This is a genomic window from Roseibacillus ishigakijimensis (assembly GCF_016595415.1).
GTDB classification, from domain to species: domain Bacteria; phylum Verrucomicrobiota; class Verrucomicrobiia; order Verrucomicrobiales; family Akkermansiaceae; genus Roseibacillus; species Roseibacillus ishigakijimensis.
Map to the genome: position 1 here is coordinate 49,448 of NZ_JAENIO010000016.1, position 18,720 is coordinate 68,167.

15 protein-coding genes are annotated in these 18,720 nt (G+C 60.3%); 9 read left to right on the forward strand and 6 right to left on the reverse strand.

Annotated elements, in window-relative coordinates:
• The first annotated feature begins 8 nt into the window (after positions 1–8).
• From JIN78_RS08005 to JIN78_RS08015, 3 genes are all read left to right on the forward strand, one after another.
• Positions 9–980: an acetyl-CoA carboxylase carboxyltransferase subunit alpha gene (locus tag JIN78_RS08005; protein WP_377174281.1), complete on the forward strand. Its 972-nt coding sequence runs from the start codon at positions 9–11 to the stop codon at positions 978–980.
• A 22-nt stretch (positions 981–1,002) separates the two neighbouring features.
• Positions 1,003–1,665 carry an ABC transporter ATP-binding protein gene (locus tag JIN78_RS08010; protein WP_200391435.1) on the forward strand — a complete coding sequence of 221 codons (663 nt, stop codon included), beginning with the start codon at positions 1,003–1,005 and terminating at the stop codon, positions 1,663–1,665.
• A gap of 122 nt (positions 1,666–1,787) precedes the next feature.
• Positions 1,788–2,561, forward strand: coding sequence for an HAD-IIA family hydrolase (locus JIN78_RS08015; protein ID WP_200391436.1), 774 nt, complete (start codon positions 1,788–1,790; stop codon positions 2,559–2,561).
• 36 nt (positions 2,562–2,597) lie between these two features.
• Here JIN78_RS08015 and rho read toward each other — a convergent pair whose 3' ends face one another.
• Positions 2,598–4,388, reverse strand: coding sequence for a transcription termination factor Rho (gene rho, locus JIN78_RS08020; RefSeq protein WP_200391437.1), 1,791 nt, complete (start codon positions 4,386–4,388; stop codon positions 2,598–2,600).
• Between the two features lie 349 nt (positions 4,389–4,737).
• On the opposite strand from rho, the gene JIN78_RS08025 reads away from it, so the two are divergent.
• Complete coding sequence (locus JIN78_RS08025) at positions 4,738–6,171, forward strand: NfeD family protein (RefSeq protein ID WP_200391438.1); 1,434 nt, start codon at positions 4,738–4,740, stop codon at positions 6,169–6,171.
• A gap of 116 nt (positions 6,172–6,287) precedes the next feature.
• On the opposite strand, the gene JIN78_RS08030 is transcribed toward JIN78_RS08025, so the two are convergent.
• Complete coding sequence (locus JIN78_RS08030) at positions 6,288–7,040, reverse strand: SGNH/GDSL hydrolase family protein (RefSeq protein ID WP_200391439.1); 753 nt, start codon at positions 7,038–7,040, stop codon at positions 6,288–6,290.
• Positions 7,041–7,138: 98 nt separating this feature from the next.
• A complete protein-coding gene (gene uxaC, locus JIN78_RS08035) occupies positions 7,139–8,545 on the reverse strand; it encodes a glucuronate isomerase (RefSeq protein WP_200391440.1) in 1,407 nt (468 codons plus the stop codon).
• A 304-nt stretch (positions 8,546–8,849) separates the two neighbouring features.
• Between uxaC and JIN78_RS08040 the strand changes: the two genes are divergently transcribed.
• Together JIN78_RS08040 and JIN78_RS17270 are read left to right on the forward strand one after the other, a co-directional pair.
• Complete coding sequence (locus JIN78_RS08040; protein WP_234037872.1) at positions 8,850–9,728, forward strand: sigma-70 family RNA polymerase sigma factor; 879 nt, start codon at positions 8,850–8,852, stop codon at positions 9,726–9,728.
• A 126-nt stretch (positions 9,729–9,854) separates the two neighbouring features.
• A complete protein-coding gene (locus JIN78_RS17270; protein ID WP_200391441.1) occupies positions 9,855–11,261 on the forward strand; it encodes an alkaline phosphatase D family protein in 1,407 nt (468 codons plus the stop codon).
• Position 11,262: 1 nt separating this feature from the next.
• Here the strand turns inward: JIN78_RS17270 and folK are convergent, their stop codons facing one another.
• From folK to alr, 3 genes are read right to left on the reverse strand one after another with little or no spacing between them, the layout of a single operon-like run.
• On the reverse strand, positions 11,263–11,766 hold the full coding sequence (folK, locus tag JIN78_RS08050) for a 2-amino-4-hydroxy-6-hydroxymethyldihydropteridine diphosphokinase (protein WP_200391442.1): 504 nt from the start codon (positions 11,764–11,766) through the stop codon (positions 11,263–11,265).
• A 35-nt stretch (positions 11,767–11,801) separates the two neighbouring features.
• Positions 11,802–12,536: a 4-hydroxy-tetrahydrodipicolinate reductase gene (gene dapB, locus JIN78_RS08055; protein WP_200391443.1), complete on the reverse strand. Its 735-nt coding sequence runs from the start codon at positions 12,534–12,536 to the stop codon at positions 11,802–11,804.
• A 45-nt stretch (positions 12,537–12,581) separates the two neighbouring features.
• Positions 12,582–13,709: an alanine racemase gene (gene alr / locus JIN78_RS08060; RefSeq protein WP_200391444.1), complete on the reverse strand. Its 1,128-nt coding sequence runs from the start codon at positions 13,707–13,709 to the stop codon at positions 12,582–12,584.
• Positions 13,710–13,865: 156 nt separating this feature from the next.
• On the opposite strand from alr, the gene JIN78_RS08065 reads away from it, so the two are divergent.
• The 3 genes from JIN78_RS08065 (at position 13,866) to purU (ending at position 18,669) form a co-directional block, all read left to right on the forward strand.
• Positions 13,866–15,368 carry a Kelch repeat-containing protein gene (locus JIN78_RS08065; RefSeq protein WP_200391445.1) on the forward strand — a complete coding sequence of 501 codons (1,503 nt, stop codon included), beginning with the start codon at positions 13,866–13,868 and terminating at the stop codon, positions 15,366–15,368.
• A 78-nt stretch (positions 15,369–15,446) separates the two neighbouring features.
• Complete coding sequence (murC, locus tag JIN78_RS08070; protein ID WP_200391446.1) at positions 15,447–17,762, forward strand: UDP-N-acetylmuramate--L-alanine ligase; 2,316 nt, start codon at positions 15,447–15,449, stop codon at positions 17,760–17,762.
• A gap of 49 nt (positions 17,763–17,811) precedes the next feature.
• Complete coding sequence (gene purU, locus JIN78_RS08075) at positions 17,812–18,669, forward strand: formyltetrahydrofolate deformylase (RefSeq protein ID WP_200391447.1); 858 nt, start codon at positions 17,812–17,814, stop codon at positions 18,667–18,669.
• Positions 18,670–18,720 lie beyond the last annotated feature (51 nt).

An 18,720-nucleotide genomic window follows, 5' to 3' on the forward strand; every position in this document is an offset into this window, starting at 1 on the left:
AGAAACTTTTGGGGATGGAAAAACCACTGGAATTCGAAAAACCGATCGTCGAGCTCGAAGCTGAGCTGGCGGCACTGAGAGTGAAGGCCGAAGAGCAAAATTTGGACCTTGGGGATGAAATGCAGGCCCTGCAAGAGAAGCTGGCAGGGACGCGGAAACGGATTTACGAGAATCTGAGCCCTTGGCAGCGGGTGCAGATTGCCCGGCACATCAACCGGCCTTTCTTCCTCGATTACTTGGGGAAAGCCTTTGACGAGTTTTGCGAGCTTCATGGCGATCGTCTGGTGGGAGACGATCGGGCCATGCCGGCGGGTTTGGCCCGGATCGGCGATTATCGTTGCGTGGTGGTGGGTCATCAGAAGGGGCGCAACACCAAGGAGAATCTCGAACACAACTTCGGCAGCGCCCATCCTGAAGGTTACCGCAAAGCGATGCGCCTGATGAGAATGGCGGAGCGCTTCAAGCTTCCCATCGTAGCCATGATTGATACCCCGGGAGCCTTCCCTGGCATCGGGGCCGAGGAGCGCAATATTGCGGAAGCGATCGCCGCCAATCTGCGCGATATGATGGCCTTGACGGTTCCCATCATTGCCGTGGTCCTGGGAGAAGGGGGCTCAGGAGGAGCCCTGGGCATCGGCATCGCCAACCGGGTGCTGATGATGGAAAACTCCTATTACTCCGTGATTAGCCCGGAAGGCTGTGCAGCCATTCTCTGGAAGCACCGCAAGCATGCCCCCGAGGCGGCGGAGGCCATGAAATTGGCCGCTCCCGACCTGAACGAGCTGGGCCTCATCGATGGGGTCATCGAAGAGCCGGAAGGCGGAGCGCATCATGATCACGCCGCCACTGCCGAAAGCCTGCGGCGTGTGCTTTTGCAACACCTTAAGGAGCTGAGCGCGATGAGCAAGGAAGAGCTGCGCGAAGAACGCTACCGCAAATTCCGTAATTTCGGCGTTTGGCAAGGCGAGGAGCTGGCCTAGAAACGCTTATCGGGCATCACTCATGGCACTCATCGAAGCTCACGATCTTCACCGCTCCTACCTGCTGGGAAAAAAATCCCTCGAAGTTCTGCGGGGGGTCAATCTCCAGGTGGAGGCTGGCGAAAAGGTTTTTCTCTGCGGTCCTTCCGGGGCGGGCAAGACGACCCTGATGTATACCCTGGCTGGTCTGGAACGCCCGGAACAAGGCGCGGTGACCATTGCCGGGCAAAATATCTACACGTTGCCCGGCAAGGAACAGGCGCGCTTCCGCAACGAGACCCTGGGCTACATTTTCCAGAGCTTCTTTCTCTTGCCCGAACTGAGCGCCCTCGAAAACGTCATGATCCCCGCCCTTATCGGTGGGGCCGATGCGCGCGAGCGCGCCACTGAACTCCTCACCCAAGTGGGGCTGGGCGAGCGCCTCGACCACCTGCCGGCCGAGTTGAGTGGCGGTGAGCAACAGCGGGTGGCCATCGCCCGCGCGTTGGCCAACGAGCCAAAAATCATCTTCGCCGATGAGCCTACCGGAAATCTCGATTCTCGCAATGGGGCGGAGGTGATGAAGCATCTCTTCGGCCTCTCCGATCGGATCGGAGCCACTTTGGTAGTGGTCACCCATGATCGGGAGTTGGCGAAAACCGGTGACCGCACCCTCGTGGTGGCCGATGGCCGGATCGAAGTTTGAGAATGTGTTGACCCAGTTGAGACAAATTGTGTTTTTTGTCTAATTTTTGTTAAAAGCGCCTAAAGAGTGGCATGGCTCGTGCAATCCTGTCTGGTGTGAAACCAGTCGGATTTCTTTTGGATATGGATGGGGTTGTCTATCGTGGCAACCGACTCATTGAGGGCACGAAGGACTTTTTGGCCAAGCTGGATCGTCTTTCCATCCCTTATCTATTTCTCACCAATAACAGTCAGCGGACCCGGCGTGATGTCGTGATGAAGCTGCATCGGCTCGGCATCGAGGTTACGGTGGAACAGATCTTCACCTGTGCGGTGGCTACGGCCCGCTTTCTGGCCCAGCAAAAGCCCCGGGGCACCGCGTTCGTCATCGGCGAAAATGGCTTGGCCAATGCCCTGCATCACAATGGGTATTCCATTGTCGACGATGATCCCGATTACGTGGTCATCGGGGAGGGACGGAACTTGAACTTTGAACTCGTGGAGCAGGCGGTGCGCCTCGTTGAAAAAGGAGCCAAGCTGGTCGCGACCAATATGGACTACACTTGTCCCACCGAGAAGGGGATTCGGCCCGGTTGCGGGGCCATGGTGGCTATGATCGAGAAAGCGACCGGGCGTGAAGCCTTCAGCGTGGGCAAGCCCAGCCCGATTATGATGCGCATGGCCCGGAAAGAATTGGGCTTGCGCACGGACGAAACCATCATGGTGGGCGACACCATGTATACTGATGTCCTGGGAGGCGTGCAGATGGGCTATCGCACCGCTCTGGTCCTCAGCGGTCACACTACACGGGAAGAACTGGCGAACTACGCCTATCAACCCGACTGCGTGGTGGATCGGCTTTCCCTGCTGCCGGACAGCTGGATTTTTGAAAATTCCACGATGGAAGTGGCCGCCTAGCGGCCCAAGGGTTGGCCTCCGTGAGCGGTTCGGAGGTCAGCCTTTGATTTCCATGAGCATCTGGGCATTGTTGGGGAATTTTTTCAGGAAGAAGAGCAAACGTTCCATGGCCTCGATGGGACGATGACCGGCCAAGCCCCGGCGGATGAGGTTGATTTTGTGCAAGGTGTGCTCGGGTAAGAGCAGTTCCTCGCGTCGCGTGCCCGACTTGAACAGGTCAACCGCGGGGTAGACAAAGTGCTCGGCGATGCGGCGGTCGAGGACCAGTTCCATATTGCCGGTGCCTTTGAATTCCATGAAAATCGCTTCATCAGCCTTGGAATTGGTCTGCACCAGGGCGGTGCCGAGAATGGTCAGCGAGCCGGCTTCCCGGGTGTTGCGGGCGGCGGCGAAAAGGCGGCGCGGTTGCTCGAGGGCCCCGGCCATGATGCCTCCGGACTGGATGCCCCGGCCGCCCCGTTTCTTTTTATTTCCCCCCATGGTGTTGTTGTAGGCTCGGGCGAGACGGGTGATGGAATCCATCACGAGGAAGACGTGCTGTCCGGCCTCGACCAAGCGCTTGGCTCGCTCAATGCAGAGTTCCGCCAAGCGGCAGTGATTGCGGGCGGGCTCGTCATTGGAGGAGGCGTAGATCTCGGCATCGGGTAGCTGGCGGCGAAATTCGGTCACCTCTTCCGGTCGCTCGTCCACCAGGCAAACCATCAGGTGGAGCGTCTCGGAGTGGAGTTCTTGCACCGCCTCCGCGATGTGCAGCAGGAGGGTGGTCTTGCCTGCCCGTGGGGGGGAAACGATAAGGCCCCGCTGACCCCGTCCCACGGGAGCGAGGATATCGAGGACCCGGGTGGTGAAGCGTTCGGGCGTGGTTTCCAAGCCGATCCGCTTTTCGGGAAAAATCGCTTTCAATTCATCAAAGTGGGGAAAGGCTTTGGCCGCTTCGGGATCATGGCCATTGATCGTGCGGATGCTGACCAGTTGGGGGCCGCGCGCGCCCTGCTGGGCTTCACCGGTGATCACTTGGCCCGCGCGCAAGGCGTGAGTCTGCACCAGGTCCGGGGGCACGAAGACATCGGATTTCGATTGCTCGTAATTGCCGCCGGGTTCCCGCAAGAAGCCAAAACCTTTGGGGGTCGTTTCGAGCAAACCGGAAACGGAAAAAGTGTCTTTAGCGGCGGGTTTTTCTTTCTTTTCTCCAGCGGACTTCTCCGGCTCAGCGGAGGCCTTGGCTTCTTCGCGCACTTTCTCGGCGGCCTTGCCCACCGGACCGCCCTTTACCCGACCCATCGGGCGGCCATCGCGGCGCGGGATTTCCTCTTTCTTTTCTTCCGGAACCGGAGGGGTTTCAGCGGCGGCGGGTTCCTTTTCCTTCCGCGCTTTCATGTCCTCTGGAACGGCGAGGATTTTACGGGCGGCTGCCTTCTTGGCCGCTTTTTTGGCGGGAGGAGAAGATTGTTCGCTCGCTTTCTCCGCGCGCGCGGGGGTGGCAATGGCCTTGCGGGCTGGGGAGGCTTTCTTTTTTGGAGGGGCCGCCTCCACCGCTTTTTCGGTCGCTTTGGGAGCGGTCGCTTTTTCCTCGGGAACTTCCGCTGGATTTTTTTCGCTAGCCTTCTTGGTCGCTTTTTTGCGGGCTCCTTTCTTAGCCGCAGCTTTCTTGGCCGCTGTCTTCTTCGTTGCTTTTTTGGCCGTTTTCTTCGTTGCCTTCTTGGTCACCTTGCGGGCGGTGGTCGCTTTTTTCTTGCCCGTCGCAGTCTTCTTGGCAGGGGAGGCTTCGTTGTCAAAAGCTTCCGTGCTGCTGTCGCTCGGAAAAAGTTCGCGGATTTCGTCGGCCATAAGTTTGAGAAATAGAAAGTGGGGAGGTCGTTTGAGGGGGGCGGGGCGCTCAATGGGCTCCACGCCAAGAGGGTAGATTCCGAAATTGTGAGTTGGGGAGGTGCAGGCCGGAGCCGCAGGGTGCGTTCATAGAAACGGAGGAGTGAGGTCCAGAGGAGTTCAGGAAAGTGGACCAAAATCGTCAAACGGACGGGTCGAACAGAGCTGAACGAGGTGGAAGAAGCCGGTAAGCGATGGACTTTCTCCCTCGGACGAAAGAAAGATGCCTGAGAATGCCCCTGCTGTCGAACCCTTTTTCGTGCCTCGCTTTTGAGCTGAAAAAAGAGGGGGGCGGTGTAAGCTTGCGGCCATGAAGTGCATTTCTTGCTTCGCATTCGTCCTTTTTGCCCTCCTCATGACCGCATGGTCACAGGGGAAAAACAATGCCTTGGGCCGCTCCTCGGAAGAGAGCTATCAGGGTAAGGTCGTGGTCATCAAAATTGGGGAGAAGGATTTGGTTAACACGCAGGCTTTCAAATTCTTCCGTCGCACTTTGGAGCGGGTCAACCAAGAGAAAGCCCGGGCGGTGGTTTTCGAACTCAATACCCCCGGGGGGCTCGCCCATCAGACTACCGAACTGATGATGCGTGACCTGGGCCGGCTCAAGGTGCCCTCCTATGCTTTCGTCAATATCGAGGCCAGTTCGGCGGGTGCCTTCATCGCTGTTTCTACTGACACAATTTACATGGCACCCTTGTCCACGATTGGCTCGGCAGCGGTTGTCGCCGGGGGCGGAATGGAAATTGAGGAGACCATGCGGGCCAAGATCGAAGGCAAACTCATCTCGGTGGTGCGCACTCTGGCTGAGAAAAAGGGGCACAACTTCGCGGTGGTGGAGGCCATGATGATCGTGAAAAAAGAGGCCCGCTTCGGCGACGTGGTGGTGGGTGAGGGCGAATTGCTGAACCTCACGGCCCAACAGGCGACGAGCGATTTCAATGGCAAGCCGCTACTGGCCAAAGGAATCGCGGAGTCGGTCGATGATCTCTTGCGCCAGGAAGGGTTGACGGGAGCTACCGTGGTGGAGGCTCGGATGACTGGCTTCGAGCGCTTTGCCTACTGGATCGGGGCTTTTGGCGGTGTGCTCATTCTCATTGGGCTCGGAGCGGGCTACCTGGAGATGAAAACTCCTGGTTTCGGTCTCGGGGCCGTCATTGCCATCATTGCCTTTGGGGTCTTCTTTTTCGGCAACTATGTGGCCGGGAACCTTTCGGGCTACGAGACGGCTGCGGTCTTTGCAGTGGGAGTGCTGCTCATCATCGTCGATATTTTTCTTCTCCCGGGGACCTTTGTGCTCGGGTTCACCGGTCTTTTGATGGCTCTTGGAGCTCTCTTTTTCTCCATGGTGGATCGCTTCCAATGGAAGGATTGGCAGGGTGGCAGAGGGGTGGTAGACGGTTGGGATCTCTTTGCCGGACCCGCGCTTTCCCTTTCCCTCGGAGTGCTTGGCTCCATCGTTCTCTTTGCCATCCTGATGCGCTTTCTTCCCAATATCCCTTGGTTGGAGAAGCATTTCCTTCCCGCTACGGTGGGTGGGGAAAAGGGCCCGGAGGAATCTCACCTCGCCGAGTCGCGCGTTGGCTGGACCGGGGAGACGAGCACCGACCTTCGTCCGGCCGGGAAGGCTGTCTTTCAGGGGGAGACTCTGGATGTCACTGCCGAAAGTCACTTTCTGCCAGTGGGCACTCCCGTCCGCATCGTGAGCGAGGACGGCATGCGGGTGGTGGTGAAAAAAATCGGCTGATCCTCCGGAAGGGCGAGTCAGCCGATGGTGAAAAATCCTTTGCGCCCCGTGGCGTGGGGACTAATCCCGAGCCCATTCGGAGGAGGGAGTTCTGAGGGAGGGGGGGGTGGAACCAGCTAGCGGGTCGCTTCTTGCGCGCTTTCCTTCGGGGTTCTTTCGGCGAGGCCTTCGCGGATGGCTTTGGTGACCTGGCGGGCCAGCTTCCGCGAGCCTGCGGGGGTGTAATGGACGTCGCCCGGGCCCGCGAAAAGATCGGGGGTGAAGCTGCGGGTGAGGGCGTTGAGCTCATTGATGGCAATGCCTTTTTCTTCCATCACCTCGCGGGCGACGGCATTGTAACGGAGCTCGTCGCCGAGTTTGCGGCCGGCTTCGCCGGGAGGCACATAGGTGGTCTCCGCCCAGATGAGGGTGGCTCCAGTGTCCTTGAGCCGTTCAACGAGCTGGCTGAGGTTTTCGCGATAGCGGTCCAAGGGGGTGGTCAGGGTGCCGGACTCCTTGTCCCGTCGACCCTGTTCTTTGGACTCGGGATGGCGGTAGCACAGGTCCCAGAGGCCCCAGTTGAAGTGGATGACTGCCCAGTCGGTGTCACCCAGCCAGTCGTCGAGCTTGCGCAGACCGGTGCCGGTGTGCTGGGCATTGCCCGGATGATGGCGCACCGCTGCTTCCTTAGCCATGAGCTCCTGAACGAAGGGAGTGTAGCCGAGCGAGATGGAATCGCCGATGAGGAGCACGGGCGGGAGCGCCTCGCGGGCTGCCGGGGTGGGCTCGTCTTGGGCGGGGAGGGGCAACACGAAGGCGAGGCTAAGGAGGAGAGCCAAGGCCTGGCGGCCTTGCCGGAGGCGGTGGGAGGGGCGGAAAACGTGGTTCATCGGTGGCATCCATTACGTTGCGGAGGACGTGGCCTTTCGCATACTTCCGTAGGGGATCCGGGGCCACGGCTCGCCCTCTTCCCCGCCGAGGCACGCTTTCAGGGTTGGGGCAAGTTGAGATACTTGGCGCAATTGGTGTAGCTGAGTCCCTGGATGAGGGGCTCCAGCAGTGAGAGATCGCTCGGAATCTCGCCGGCCTCAGCTTCACTGCCGATGAGGTTGCACAAAATGCGGCGGAAGTATTCGTGGCGGGGATAGGACAGAAAGCTCCGGCTGTCGGTGAGGAAGCCGACGAAGTGGGAGAGGAGGCCCAGGGAGGAGAGGGCGTCGAGGTGGGCGAGGATTCCCTGCTTGGTATCGTTGAACCACCAAGCGGCCCCAAATTGGATTTTTCCGGGAGTGGGCGCTTCGCAAAAGGAGCCGGTGGCGGCGGCAAAGAAGGGGTTCTCGCGCGGGTTGAGCGTATAGAGGATGGTTTTGGGCAGCTCTTCCCGCTGATCCAGGAGGTCGAGAAACTCCAAAATGCCTCCCTGGGAAACATCGCCGATGGTGTCGAAGCCACTGTCCGGCCCCAATTCGGCAAAACGCCGCGAGTTCGGGTTTCGATGGGGATTGAGGTGCAGCTGCATGGTCCAGTTGCGTTTTGCATTCCAGCGGCCCGCATTTTGCATGATGAGGGCGGCGAAGGCCGCTTGCTCCTCCGGGCTGGCGGCGACCCCGGCGAGAGAATTTTGAAAAATTCGCTCGGCCTCATTCAGGCTGCAAGGCTGGCCGTGGAGGGCACTGAGACCGTGGTCAGAGAGTCGGCAGTTGGCTTCGTGAAATTCCCCGTGACGCTGTTCCAAGAGGGGCAAGAGGTCCTGGACGTGAGCGACTTCCTTGCCCATGAGCTCTCCGAAGGATTGCACCCAGGCGCTGAAAAAGTCGGGTCGATCCACCGCCAGCGCCTTGTCGGGCCGGAAAGTGGGGTAAATTTTTGTCCGGTGGTCGCTGGCGTTGTGGGCTCCATGGTGGTCCAAACCGTCAGTGGGATCATCCGTGGTGCCCACAGCGGCGACGTCGAATTTTTCCAAGAGGCCCTGGGCGGAGAAGTCCGCCGCAGCCAGGCGCTCATTGGCCTGCTCCCAGACCTCGTCAGCGGTCTCGGGGGAGAGCAGGAGGTCGATACCGAAAGCGCGTTTCAACTCCAAATGAGTCCAGTCATACAGGGGGTTGCGAAGGGTGTGGGGGACGGTTGCCGCCCAGGCATCAAATTTCTCGCGGTCACTTGCCGAGCCGGTGATGTGGCTCTCCGGAATACCATTGGCCCGCATGGCCCGCCATTTGTAGTGGTCGTGTTTTAACCAGATTTCGGTCAGGTTGCTCCAGCGGTGATTGTGGTGAATTTCCGCCGGGGGAAGGTGGGTGTGGTAGTCCAGAATGGGCTCCTTGGCGGCCACCTCATGGTAGAGGTGGCGGGCTGTTTCGTTGCTGAGCAAAAAGTCGTCGTCGAGGTAGTTCGCCATGGCCTTCAGGAGAGAGATTCCTGCCCTTAGTGACAAGCTTTTGCTGCCCGAAAGAGACATTTTGCCGAGTCAAAATCGCCCACAGCGGGACAAAGTGTCCCGGCCCCCGTTCGTCGCCATCAAGCGATTTTTTAGAATTTTAGCCCGCAATCACTGATAGTTTCGTTCTTTTCGTTGATAATTGGAATCATTCCAATTCTAATCTTGAGTTTGGAACAGAACCTGCGAAAATGGCGTCAACCTGAAAAATGAGAAAAATCGTGATTGAGGGGAATAAGGACGGGGAAGCGACGTCCAACCTGAAATGAACGAGTTTTCTCGCCGAAAGAACAATCACATGTCCAACTACGATTCAGATAGCAGTCTGCGCGTTTACATGCGCGAGATTTCCAAGACTCCCTTGCTGACGCCCGAAGAGGAGGTGGAGCTGGCGGAACGCATCAAGAAAGGGGACAAGGCCGCCCGCACCCAGATGATCAAGGCCAACCTTCGCCTGGTGGTGAAGATTGCGCAGGATTACTCCGGTTACGGTCTTCCTTTGTCCGACCTCATTTCGGAGGGAAACATCGGTCTCATGAAAGCGGTCGAGCGTTTTGACCCGAACAAGGGTGGCAAGCTGAGCACCTACGGCTCTTGGTGGATCAAGCAGTCCATCAAGCGCGCCCTCGCCAACCAGTCCAAAACCATTCGCCTTCCGGTCCATATGGTGGACAAGATTGCCCGCATGCGTCGCATCTCGGCCATGTTGGCGGAGGCCCTCGGTCGCGAACCGACTGATGAGGAATTGGCTGAAGAGTTGGGCTTGCCCCGTCGCAAACTGGCCATGCTGAAGCGGGCCGCGCAACGTCCCACCTCTCTCGACGAGCCCTTTGGCGAAGAGGATCGCGGTAGCTACGGCGACGTCATCGGCGACGAGCGGGCGGTGAATCCCTTCGATGCTCTGGCCGACAAAAACATGCACGGTCACCTCGATGATTTGCTGGAAGTGCTCGACGAGCGCGAGTCCAAGATCATCGACGCTCGCTTCGGACTCAACGGTCGCAAGCCAATGACTTTGGAAGAAGTGGGCCGCGAATTCGGAGTGACCCGCGAGCGTATCCGCCAGCTGCAGAATGTGGCGCTGCAGAAGATGCGCCGGGCCCTCAGCAAGAAGGAGGAGCCCATCCCCAAGGCGGTGGTGTGAGGACAGTCTTCCCAGCCTTCTTAAAAGTCTGATTTTCCCAACAGGGCGGTCTGCGGGCCGCCCTGTTTACTTGGGTGCGCACACTTGCGACTCGTTCTCGTCCCGGTGACCTGCTAGATCGGAGGGGTGAAGTCCGCTGCTCTCTTTCTTCTTTTTTTCTCCCTCTCTTGTTTGGCAAAGCCGCCCCTGCCCACCCCGCTGGAAACTCCCGTCATTGGGGAATGGGATCAGTATTTCCTGGATCGACTCTATCCCGCGCAAGAAAAGGATTTGGCGCTCGCCGCGATTGTCGAGGAAGAGCGTTTCCGCCACTTGGTCGCCAAGCACGAACTCAAGCTTCTGGGAGGTCCCCTCGTGGGCTGCCTGAGTGCGACCGGGGCCTCGATCTGGGTGCGCACGCCGGGCCCGGCCAAGGTGCAGGTCATCGCTGGTGATCATCGCAGCGAGATCCGCGAAACTGGGCCCGCCGGGGATTTCGCGACCATTCTCAGCTTGGAGGGGCTGCAGCCCTTTCAACGGTATTCCTACGATGTGCTGGTCGAGGGCGAGAGCGTTTTCGGCTCCGATTTGCCGAGTTTCCGCACCTATCCGGAGGCTGGCAGCAGGGAGCGATATGCTCTCGGTTTCGGGGGCTGTGCCCGCTACAATCCCCCCAAAGAGAAGATGTGGAGCCTGATTGCGGACCATGAGTTGGCCGCTTTTTTACTCCTGGGGGACAATGTTTACATCGACCAGCCCCACTCGCGCACCAAGCAGCGGGTGCATTATTACCGGCGGCAGTTGAGCCCGGATTTCAGCCGCTTCACCCGCTCGACAGGAGTTTATGCCATCTACGATGACCATGATTTGGGAAAAGACGATTCCGTGGGTGGCCCGGAAAAGTTCACGCCGGCCTGGAAGTGGAAAGCATGGCAGGTTTTTCGGGAGAATTGGAACAATCCGGCTTACGGTGGAGGCGAGAAATTACCGGGATGCTGGTTCAACTTTTCTCTCGGGAAGGTCGAGGTCTTCATGCTCGACAACCGCTATTACCGCGACTTCGAGAACGGGACCATGCTGGGGCCCGAGCAGAAGCAGTGGCTTTTGCGGGAGCTGAAGGAATCGACCGCAACCTTCAAGATTCTCGCCTCCGGCACGCTCTGGACCGAGCATGCGGACAAGGGCGGGCGCGATTCCTGGTGGGGGGTGCCAGAGGAACGGGAGGAGATTTTCCGTTTCTTGGAAGACGAAAAAATCGGAGGCGTGATCTTGCTCTCCTCAGACCGCCATCGTTCGGATGTTTACCGCATCGAGCGCCCGGAGAGCTACGATCTCTATGAGTTTGAAAGTGGAAAAATCACCAACGAGCACACCCACGATCGCAACGAAAAGGCGCTGTTCTCTTACAATGAGGGCAATTTCTTCGGGAAGCTGAACTTTGACTTTGAGAAGGAGGATCCCGAAGTCACCTTCCAGATCGTGACCTTGGAGGACAAGGTCGCCTACGAGATGACCCTGCGGGCGAGCGAACTGCAGGCTGGGCGGCAACGGTGAGTCACCATTGTTCGGCGATTCGCACCGGAGGCGTTTCGGGCGAAGGGCAGATCTCCAGCAAAATGGAGACGGGATTGGCGTGGGTGGGAGGCACTAGGGCGGGCGCCAGGTCGCGGAGGGGGGCGAGGACAAAGCGCCGTTCGTGCAAGCGGGGATGGGGTAGGGTGAGCTCCGCGCTGTCCTGCACCTGATCGCCGCAAACCAGCAGATCGAGGTCCACTGGACGCGGGGCATTGACCGCACGCGCTTCCCGGGCGGCCCGGCCCAGGTCGCTTTCGATTTGCTGTGTCTCCCGTAGCAACGCGAGCGGGGCAAGCCCGGTCTCGAAGGCCACCACGGTATTGAGGAAGGGCGGCGACCCGGCGGGACAGTCCACCGGATCGGTTTCGTAAAGGGCCGCCGAGGCGATCTCCGACTGGGCGAGTCTCTGCAACCGACGGCGTGCCTCCCGCAGGTTCTCCAGACGATCTCCCAGATTCGAGCCAAGGGCGAGATAGGTTGTCATGGGAGAGATAGATTGCGAATTGGTGTAGGGAGGCTTCACTTCAGCCCCAGCACATCCTGCATGTCGTAGAGGCCGGCGGGCTTGTCGGCGAGCCAAAGGGCGGCGCGGACCGCTCCGGTGGCGAAGGTCATGCGGGAGGAGGCCTTGTGAGTGAGCTCCACGCGCTCGCCTTCGGCGGCGAACATGACGGTGTGGTCGCCGACGACGTCGCCACCGCGCAGGGTGTGCATGCCGATGCGTCCCTGGGGGCGAGGGCCGGTTTCGCCCAGGCGGCCGTGGTCGATGTCGTCCTGGTAGGAGGTGCCGGTTTCTTCATTAAGAATTTCCAGCAGGGTGCGGGCGGTGCCGGAGGGGGCGTCGACCTTGTGGCGGTGGTGCATCTCGGTGACCTCGATGTCGAAGGTCTCGTTGCCGAGGATGCGGGCGGCGTGGCGGGTGAGCCAGAAGAGGGTATTGACCCCAACCGAGAAGTTGGAGGCGTAGACGATGGGCAGGCTTTCGGCGGCCTTGGCAATGGCGGCTCGTTGGGTGTCGCTATGACCGGTGGTGCCGATGACGAGGGGAACCTTCGCGACGAGGGCTTTTTCCAAGAGGTCGTCAGTGAGCGAGGGCAGGGTGAAGTCGATGATGCCCTGTGAGCCGGCGAGAGCGGCGGCGAGGTCTTCGCCCTTGTCGTGGGAGGAGTGGAACTCGGCCTTGGCTTCCGCTTCGATGGCGTTGACAACAGCTTGGCCCATGCGGCCGGAACGTCCGGTGACAGTCAGTTTCATGGCGATCTGTTTGGCCCAACTTGGCCTCCTTGGCAATGCGCAATCTCACTCCACCGGCGGGTCGTGGTCGTGGCGGTAGAGGCGGGTGACGCGGGGGGTGATGCGGGTGAGGACTTCCCAGGAAATGGTGTCGGCCCACTGTGCCACTTGGGTCACGGGTAGATTGGGCCCAAAGAGTTCCACCTGATCGCCGGGTTGGGCGCCGTCGATTTCGCTCACGTCGACCATGATCTGGTCCATGGTCACGCGGCCGAGGAGGGGGGCCCGTTGCCCGCGGATGAGGACGTAGGCGTCTTTGCCCGAGAGATTGCGGGGCAGGCCATCGCCGTAACCGGCTCCGATGGTGCCGACGAGGGTGTCTTTGGGCAAAATATGGGTGCGGCCGTAGCTCACCCCGTGGCCGGCCGGGAGGGGGCGAATGAGGGAGAGGCGTGACTTGAGGGTCATGACCGGGCGCACTTTTTCCTGCCAGGCCGGGAGGGGAGCAATGCCGTAGAGAAGCAAGCCGGGGCGGACGAGATTGGTGGTCGCGGATTGGTAGGCGAGGAGGCCCGCGCTATTGGCGAGGTGGAGGCGGAAGCCCTTCTCCCCTCGGGAAAAATGGGTCTGGGCGAGATCATCAAAAGTCGCGAACTGGTCCCGGGTAAAGGCCTCGTCTTCGTCGGCGGAAGGCAGGTGGGAGCCCGCGCCGGTGAGGTGGAGGCGGCGGCAGGCGGGGCGCGCGAGGTAGGCGAGGGCTTCGCCCACTTGGTCGGGGAGAAAGCCGCCGCGCCCCATGCCGGTATCGATGACGAGGTGGGCGGTGAGGTCGCGATCGAGTTTTTCGCAGAGGGCGACATAGTGGTCGATCTCGGCCAAGGTGGAAAAGCAGGGGATCCAGCCGCGGGCGACGACTTCCTCCCGTTCGGCGGGGAAGGTTGCTCCGAGAAGGTAGATGGGGGTGCGGATGCCGGCCTCGTGCAGCTTGCGGGCCTCGTAGACATTGGCCACTCCGAAGAAGGGTAGTTCCCGATGGTCGAGGTGGCGGGCGAGGTCGACCAAGCCGTGTCCGTAGGCTCCCGCCTTTAGGATGGCCATGACTTCCTGACCCGAATGCTGGCGGATGAAGGAGAGGTTCTCGTCGAGAGCGGTGAGATTGATTTCGGCCCAGGCGCGGGGAGGAGAGGTCGTCATCGGTGAATCCGCCTCAGGCGGGGCTGGTGAAGTAGAGGAGAATTGTGGAGGGGTCACGGCGGAATGTCGCGGGTGACGGGATTTCTTTGCTTGGGAAAATCGATTTTTTTGAAAATCGGGGGGCAGAAGCTGCGGTGGCTCTCTCGTTGTTTTGTTATGAAAGCCAATTCTTTGTTCTCAATCCCCCTTGGTGCTGCCGCTGTTTTTGCCAGCTTCTTTCCTCTTTCTTCTGCCCGGGCCGATTTCGAGCCTGATGATGTCCACTGGTATTATGATGTCGGTGGACCTTCCCCCGAGCCCTTCGACTTTGCCTTGTCCGGTCGCTATCTCTACACCGGAGGGCTTTTCTTGAGCACTTCCGGGGTGGGATTTGGGGAGGTTGGCAAGAATCTGGTGCGTTACGACACCGTTCTTGAGCAATGGGAGGCGCTTCCGGGCTTGAATGCCGAATTCAATGGCGGGGTGTTCGCGCTCCATGCGGCGGGAGGGAAGATCTACATTGGAGGGAATTTTTCCAACATGGGCGGGGCGGTCAACACGCGGGTGGCGGTCTATGATCCTGCCACCGCGACTTTCAGCGGACTCTTGGGCGGAGGACTGGTGTCCGAGGGCCAGGAAAATGGTCCCACCAACGGGGACGTGCGCGCGATTTTGAAGAAGGACCACTTGGTCTATGTGGGGGGCTTCTACACGGGACCCTCGGGTTCGCCGGAGAACGAGAAATACATTCGCGTCTACAATCTCAACACCCAGACTTGGTCGCGCCTGGGCAATGGTCTCGACGGCCGGGTGGAGGCTCTCGCGCTCTTGCCCGATGGCACCCTTCTGGCCGGGGGAGGGTTTAGCGAGGGCTTGGCCCGCTGGAATGGCACGGCCTGGTCGGCCTACGGAGGGGGCATAGGGGGGGAAGGATTGGTCAACGACATCGTGGTGGCGCCCGATGGCACGGTTTATGTCGGCGGCAGCTTTACGGAAGTGGGAGCTGGCGCTAACCGGCTCACCGACGTCCGGCTGGTGGCGGCCTACGATCCAGGCTCGAACACTTGGGACAACCTCGCGGGAGGATTTCATGAATCCTACGTGCAGAGTAATGGCTCGACCTTTGCTGCCGATGGCGTGGAGGAGTTGCTCTGGGCCCATGACCGGCTCTATGCGGTGGGGGATTTCCAGGCCAATCGGGATCGGAGCAATCAGGACCTCGACCATATCGCCTACTGGGATGGCAGTGGGGAATGGAAGGCGATGGGCTCGGGAGTGGGGAATACCGGCTCGCAGATTGTCAATTGCATCGCGCCGGGTCCGGGCCGCTCGCTCTTCGTGGGAGGCACCTTTTCCGAGGGGTATCGCAATGCCTCTTCGGCCAATGCCCAGATCGCGCTCTGGGATGACAGCTATGATTTCCGGGGCGGGGCTTCAGAGCGCAACTATGATTATGTGCCTGGTGCGCGCTACAACACCACGGTGGCGCTCGATGCCGCCACGGGACAGGTCACCTTCGAAAGTCGGGACAACACCGACTACAAGCTCCTCAGCACCCCGGATTTGTCGGCGGGCACTTGGAACGTCGGGAGCACGACGGTCTTTGGAGATGGTGAGGAGAAGTCCTTTTCCGTCCCATTGGAGGCACCCCGCCAGTTTTTCCGCTTGCAGGCGGAGTGAGGGGGGCTCCCGGTTGCCACGATCCTTTGCAAATCCTTCTTGAGGAAAAGGCAGGACTTGCCGACACTCCGCGTCCAGATGGTTGATTGGACGGAACGATTTTTGAACCGCGCGAAGCCGGTTCGGGTGCATTTGATTGGGGTGGCGGGCTCGGGGATGAGTGGTCTGGCCGGGCTTCTCCTCCAGATGGGCCATCGGGTGAGCGGGTCCGATCGGGTGACCAGTGGCGAGGTCGAGCGGCTCAAGAGCCTCGGTCTGCAATTCTCCAGTCCCCACACTGCCGAAGCGGTCGAGGGCGTTGACCTCGTCGTCTATTCCTCCGCCATCCGACCGGACAACCCGGCTCGCGCGGCGGCCGCGCAGGCCGGGATTCCGTGCCTCCTGCGAGCCGAGTGCCTGGCCGGGATTCTGGGCGGGAAGGATGGGGTGGTTGTTTCCGGCACCCATGGCAAGACCACGACCTCCGCGATGTGTGCCCATGTCTTGCGCAAAGCGGGGCAATACCCCAGTCACTATGTGGGGGCGGAGATTCCCGTCCTCGGCAGCAATGCCCATTGGGAGGAAAAAGGCGAACTGATGGTGGCGGAGGGTGACGAGAGCGATGGCACCCTGCGCCTTTACCGACCGAAGTTTTCCATCGTGCTCAATGTCGAGGCCGAGCATCTCGATTTTTACAAGAATCTTGCTGAAATCGACGCGGTGTTCACCACTTTGCTCAATCAGACGAGCGAGACGGTGATCTATTGCGGCGATGACGAGGGTGCTCGCCGGGTCTGTGGTCATAACGAAAAGGCCCGGTCCTATGGCTTCGGGGAAGAGAATGATTTCGTGGCCCGGGACATTTTGGAAGGACGGGGGACCACGGCTTTCACCGTCGTGCGGCAGGGCAAAGAGCTGGGGCGCGTCGAGTTGGGGATCCCGGGACGGCACAATGTTCTCAATGCCCTCGCCGCCATTGTGCTCGCCTGCGAGGTCGAGGCCGATTTCGAGCTTGTGGCACGGGCTTTGTCGACTTTTGCAGGGGCCAAGCGCCGGTTCGAGACCAAGTGGCGGACGCGCGAGCTGCGGGTCATCGATGATTACGGGCATCATCCCACCGAGATCGAGGCCACTCTCAAGACGGCGCGCAGCCTGGGGCGGGAGCGCCTGGTGGTGGTCTTTCAGCCCCACCGCTACAGCCGCACCCAGCGCCTGGCGGAGGAGTTTGGGCGTGCCCTGCAGCTCGCCGAGGTGGTCTATGTCTTGCCCGTCTATGCTGCCAGCGAGGACCCCATTCCGGGGGTGAGCGGGGCGACCATCGTCGAGGCCATGGAGCGCCAGGGACCCGCCGAGGGCTGGTATCTGGAGGACTTCGAGACCGCCCATCACGTGGTGGGCAATGCCTTGAAAAATCGCGATTTACTCCTCACCCTGGGGGCCGGCAATGTCCATGAAATCGGGCGCAAGATCATCCGCGACCAAGCGGTGGTGGAAGAGCTCCGCCGCGAAACGGGGGAGGACGATCTAAAGGTGAAACTCTACGAACCCATGAAGCGCCACACCACCATGCTGGTGGGGGGACCGGCCCAGTTCTGGGTCGAGCCCGAGACCTTTGCCGGCTTTGTGGATGCGGTGACTTTTTTCAAGGAAGAAGGCCTGCCCGTGCGCGTCATTGGCCGGGGCTCCAATCTCCTCGTGCGCGACGGGGGCATCCGGGGGGCGGTGGTTCATCCTTCCAACAAGGGTGAGTTCGGGGCTTTGCGCGTGGTGGGCGACGGCCGCATCGAGGCGGGCGCGGGCGTACGTTTCAAGAAGCTGGCTTCGTTTGCCCAAAAGGAAGGCATCGGCGGCTTCGAGTGGATGGAAGGGATTCCGGGCAATGTGGGGGGTGGGCTGCGCATGAATGCCGGAGCCATGGGCACGGAGACTTTTGAACAGGTGGTGGAGGTGGAATTCCTCGATGAGGATGGCGAGCGCCGCGTGCGCCAGCGCGCCGAGATCGAGGCCCACTACCGCAATGTGCCCGAGCTGCGGCGCAACTATGCTCTCCGCGCGGTCTTCCAAGGTGAGCCTCAGGCTCCGGCGGAAGAGATTGCCCGCAAGCTGGAGGAGTCGCGGCACAAGCGCAAGACCTCCCAACCCCGGGGGGCGAGCGCGGGCTGCATTTTCAAAAATCCCAAGGACGCCGGAATGGGGGCCGGTCAGCTGGTGGATGAGCTGGGCCTGAAGGGGCAGGGTGAAGGCAAGGCCGTGGTTTCCCACGAACACGGCAACTTCATCGTCAATCGCGGCAAAGGGCGCGCTCGCGAGGTGCTAGACCTCATCGAGCGCATCCAGGGCGTGGCCCAACAGGAGCGCGCGGTCGAGCTCGAGACCGAAGTGCAGATCCTCGGGGAGGATGAGGTGAGTTTTTAAGGCACTTTGCACTCGCCCTTTGTCCCAGTCCGAAGAAAATCGCCCGCCCATGTCGCAGGAAGGTCTCATTCTCAAGATTGATTGTCCCGATCAGCCGGGATTGGTTGCCCGGATTGCCGGTTACGTTGCCGAATACGGAGGCAATCTCGTCGAGTTCAGTCAATTCACCGCGCGCGAAGGGGAGCGCTTCTTTGCCCGCCTCGAAATCGAGACCTCGGGCATGTCCCTCTCGGTGGAGGATTTCATGACCGGCTTTGCCGTGATGGGGAAGGCCCTTGGGGGGAAGTGGCATTTCCGGCGCCTGCCCTACAAGATGCGCACTGCGGTGCTGGTGACCAAGACCGACCATTGTCTCAATGAGATTCTCTGGCGCACGCGGCTGGGAGAAATGCCGGTTGAAATCACTTCCGTGATCGGCAACCGGGAGGACTGTCGCGAGATTGCCGAGCGAGAGGGGCTGCCCTTTCACCATGTGGAAATGACCGGCGACAAGGAAGGGGGCTTCCGCCAAATCGACGCTCTTCTCCAGGAGCAGCAGGTTGAGTTGGTTGTCTTGGCCCGCTTTATGCAAATCGTCCCGACTTGGATGTGTGAGCAATGGCAGGGCAGGATGATCAATATTCACCATAGCTTCTTGCCCGCCTTCATCGGGGCCAACCCCTACCGCAAGGCCTTCGAGCGTGGGGTCAAGCTGATCGGGGCGACCTGTCATTACGTGACCGGCGATCTTGATGCCGGGCCCATCATCGAGCAAGAAGTGGCCCGGGTGCAGCACACCCACTCCGCGCAGGATATGGTGCGGCTGGGGCGCGATTGCGAACGCTCGGCCTTGGCCAAGGGCATCCGCTATCACGTGCAGGACCGCACGATTATTGACGGGAGCCGGGCCATCGTCTTTGCGGATTAGGCAACTTGCGGGGAGCAAAGCTGGAACCAAGAAGAGCTTCTAGCTGGTGAA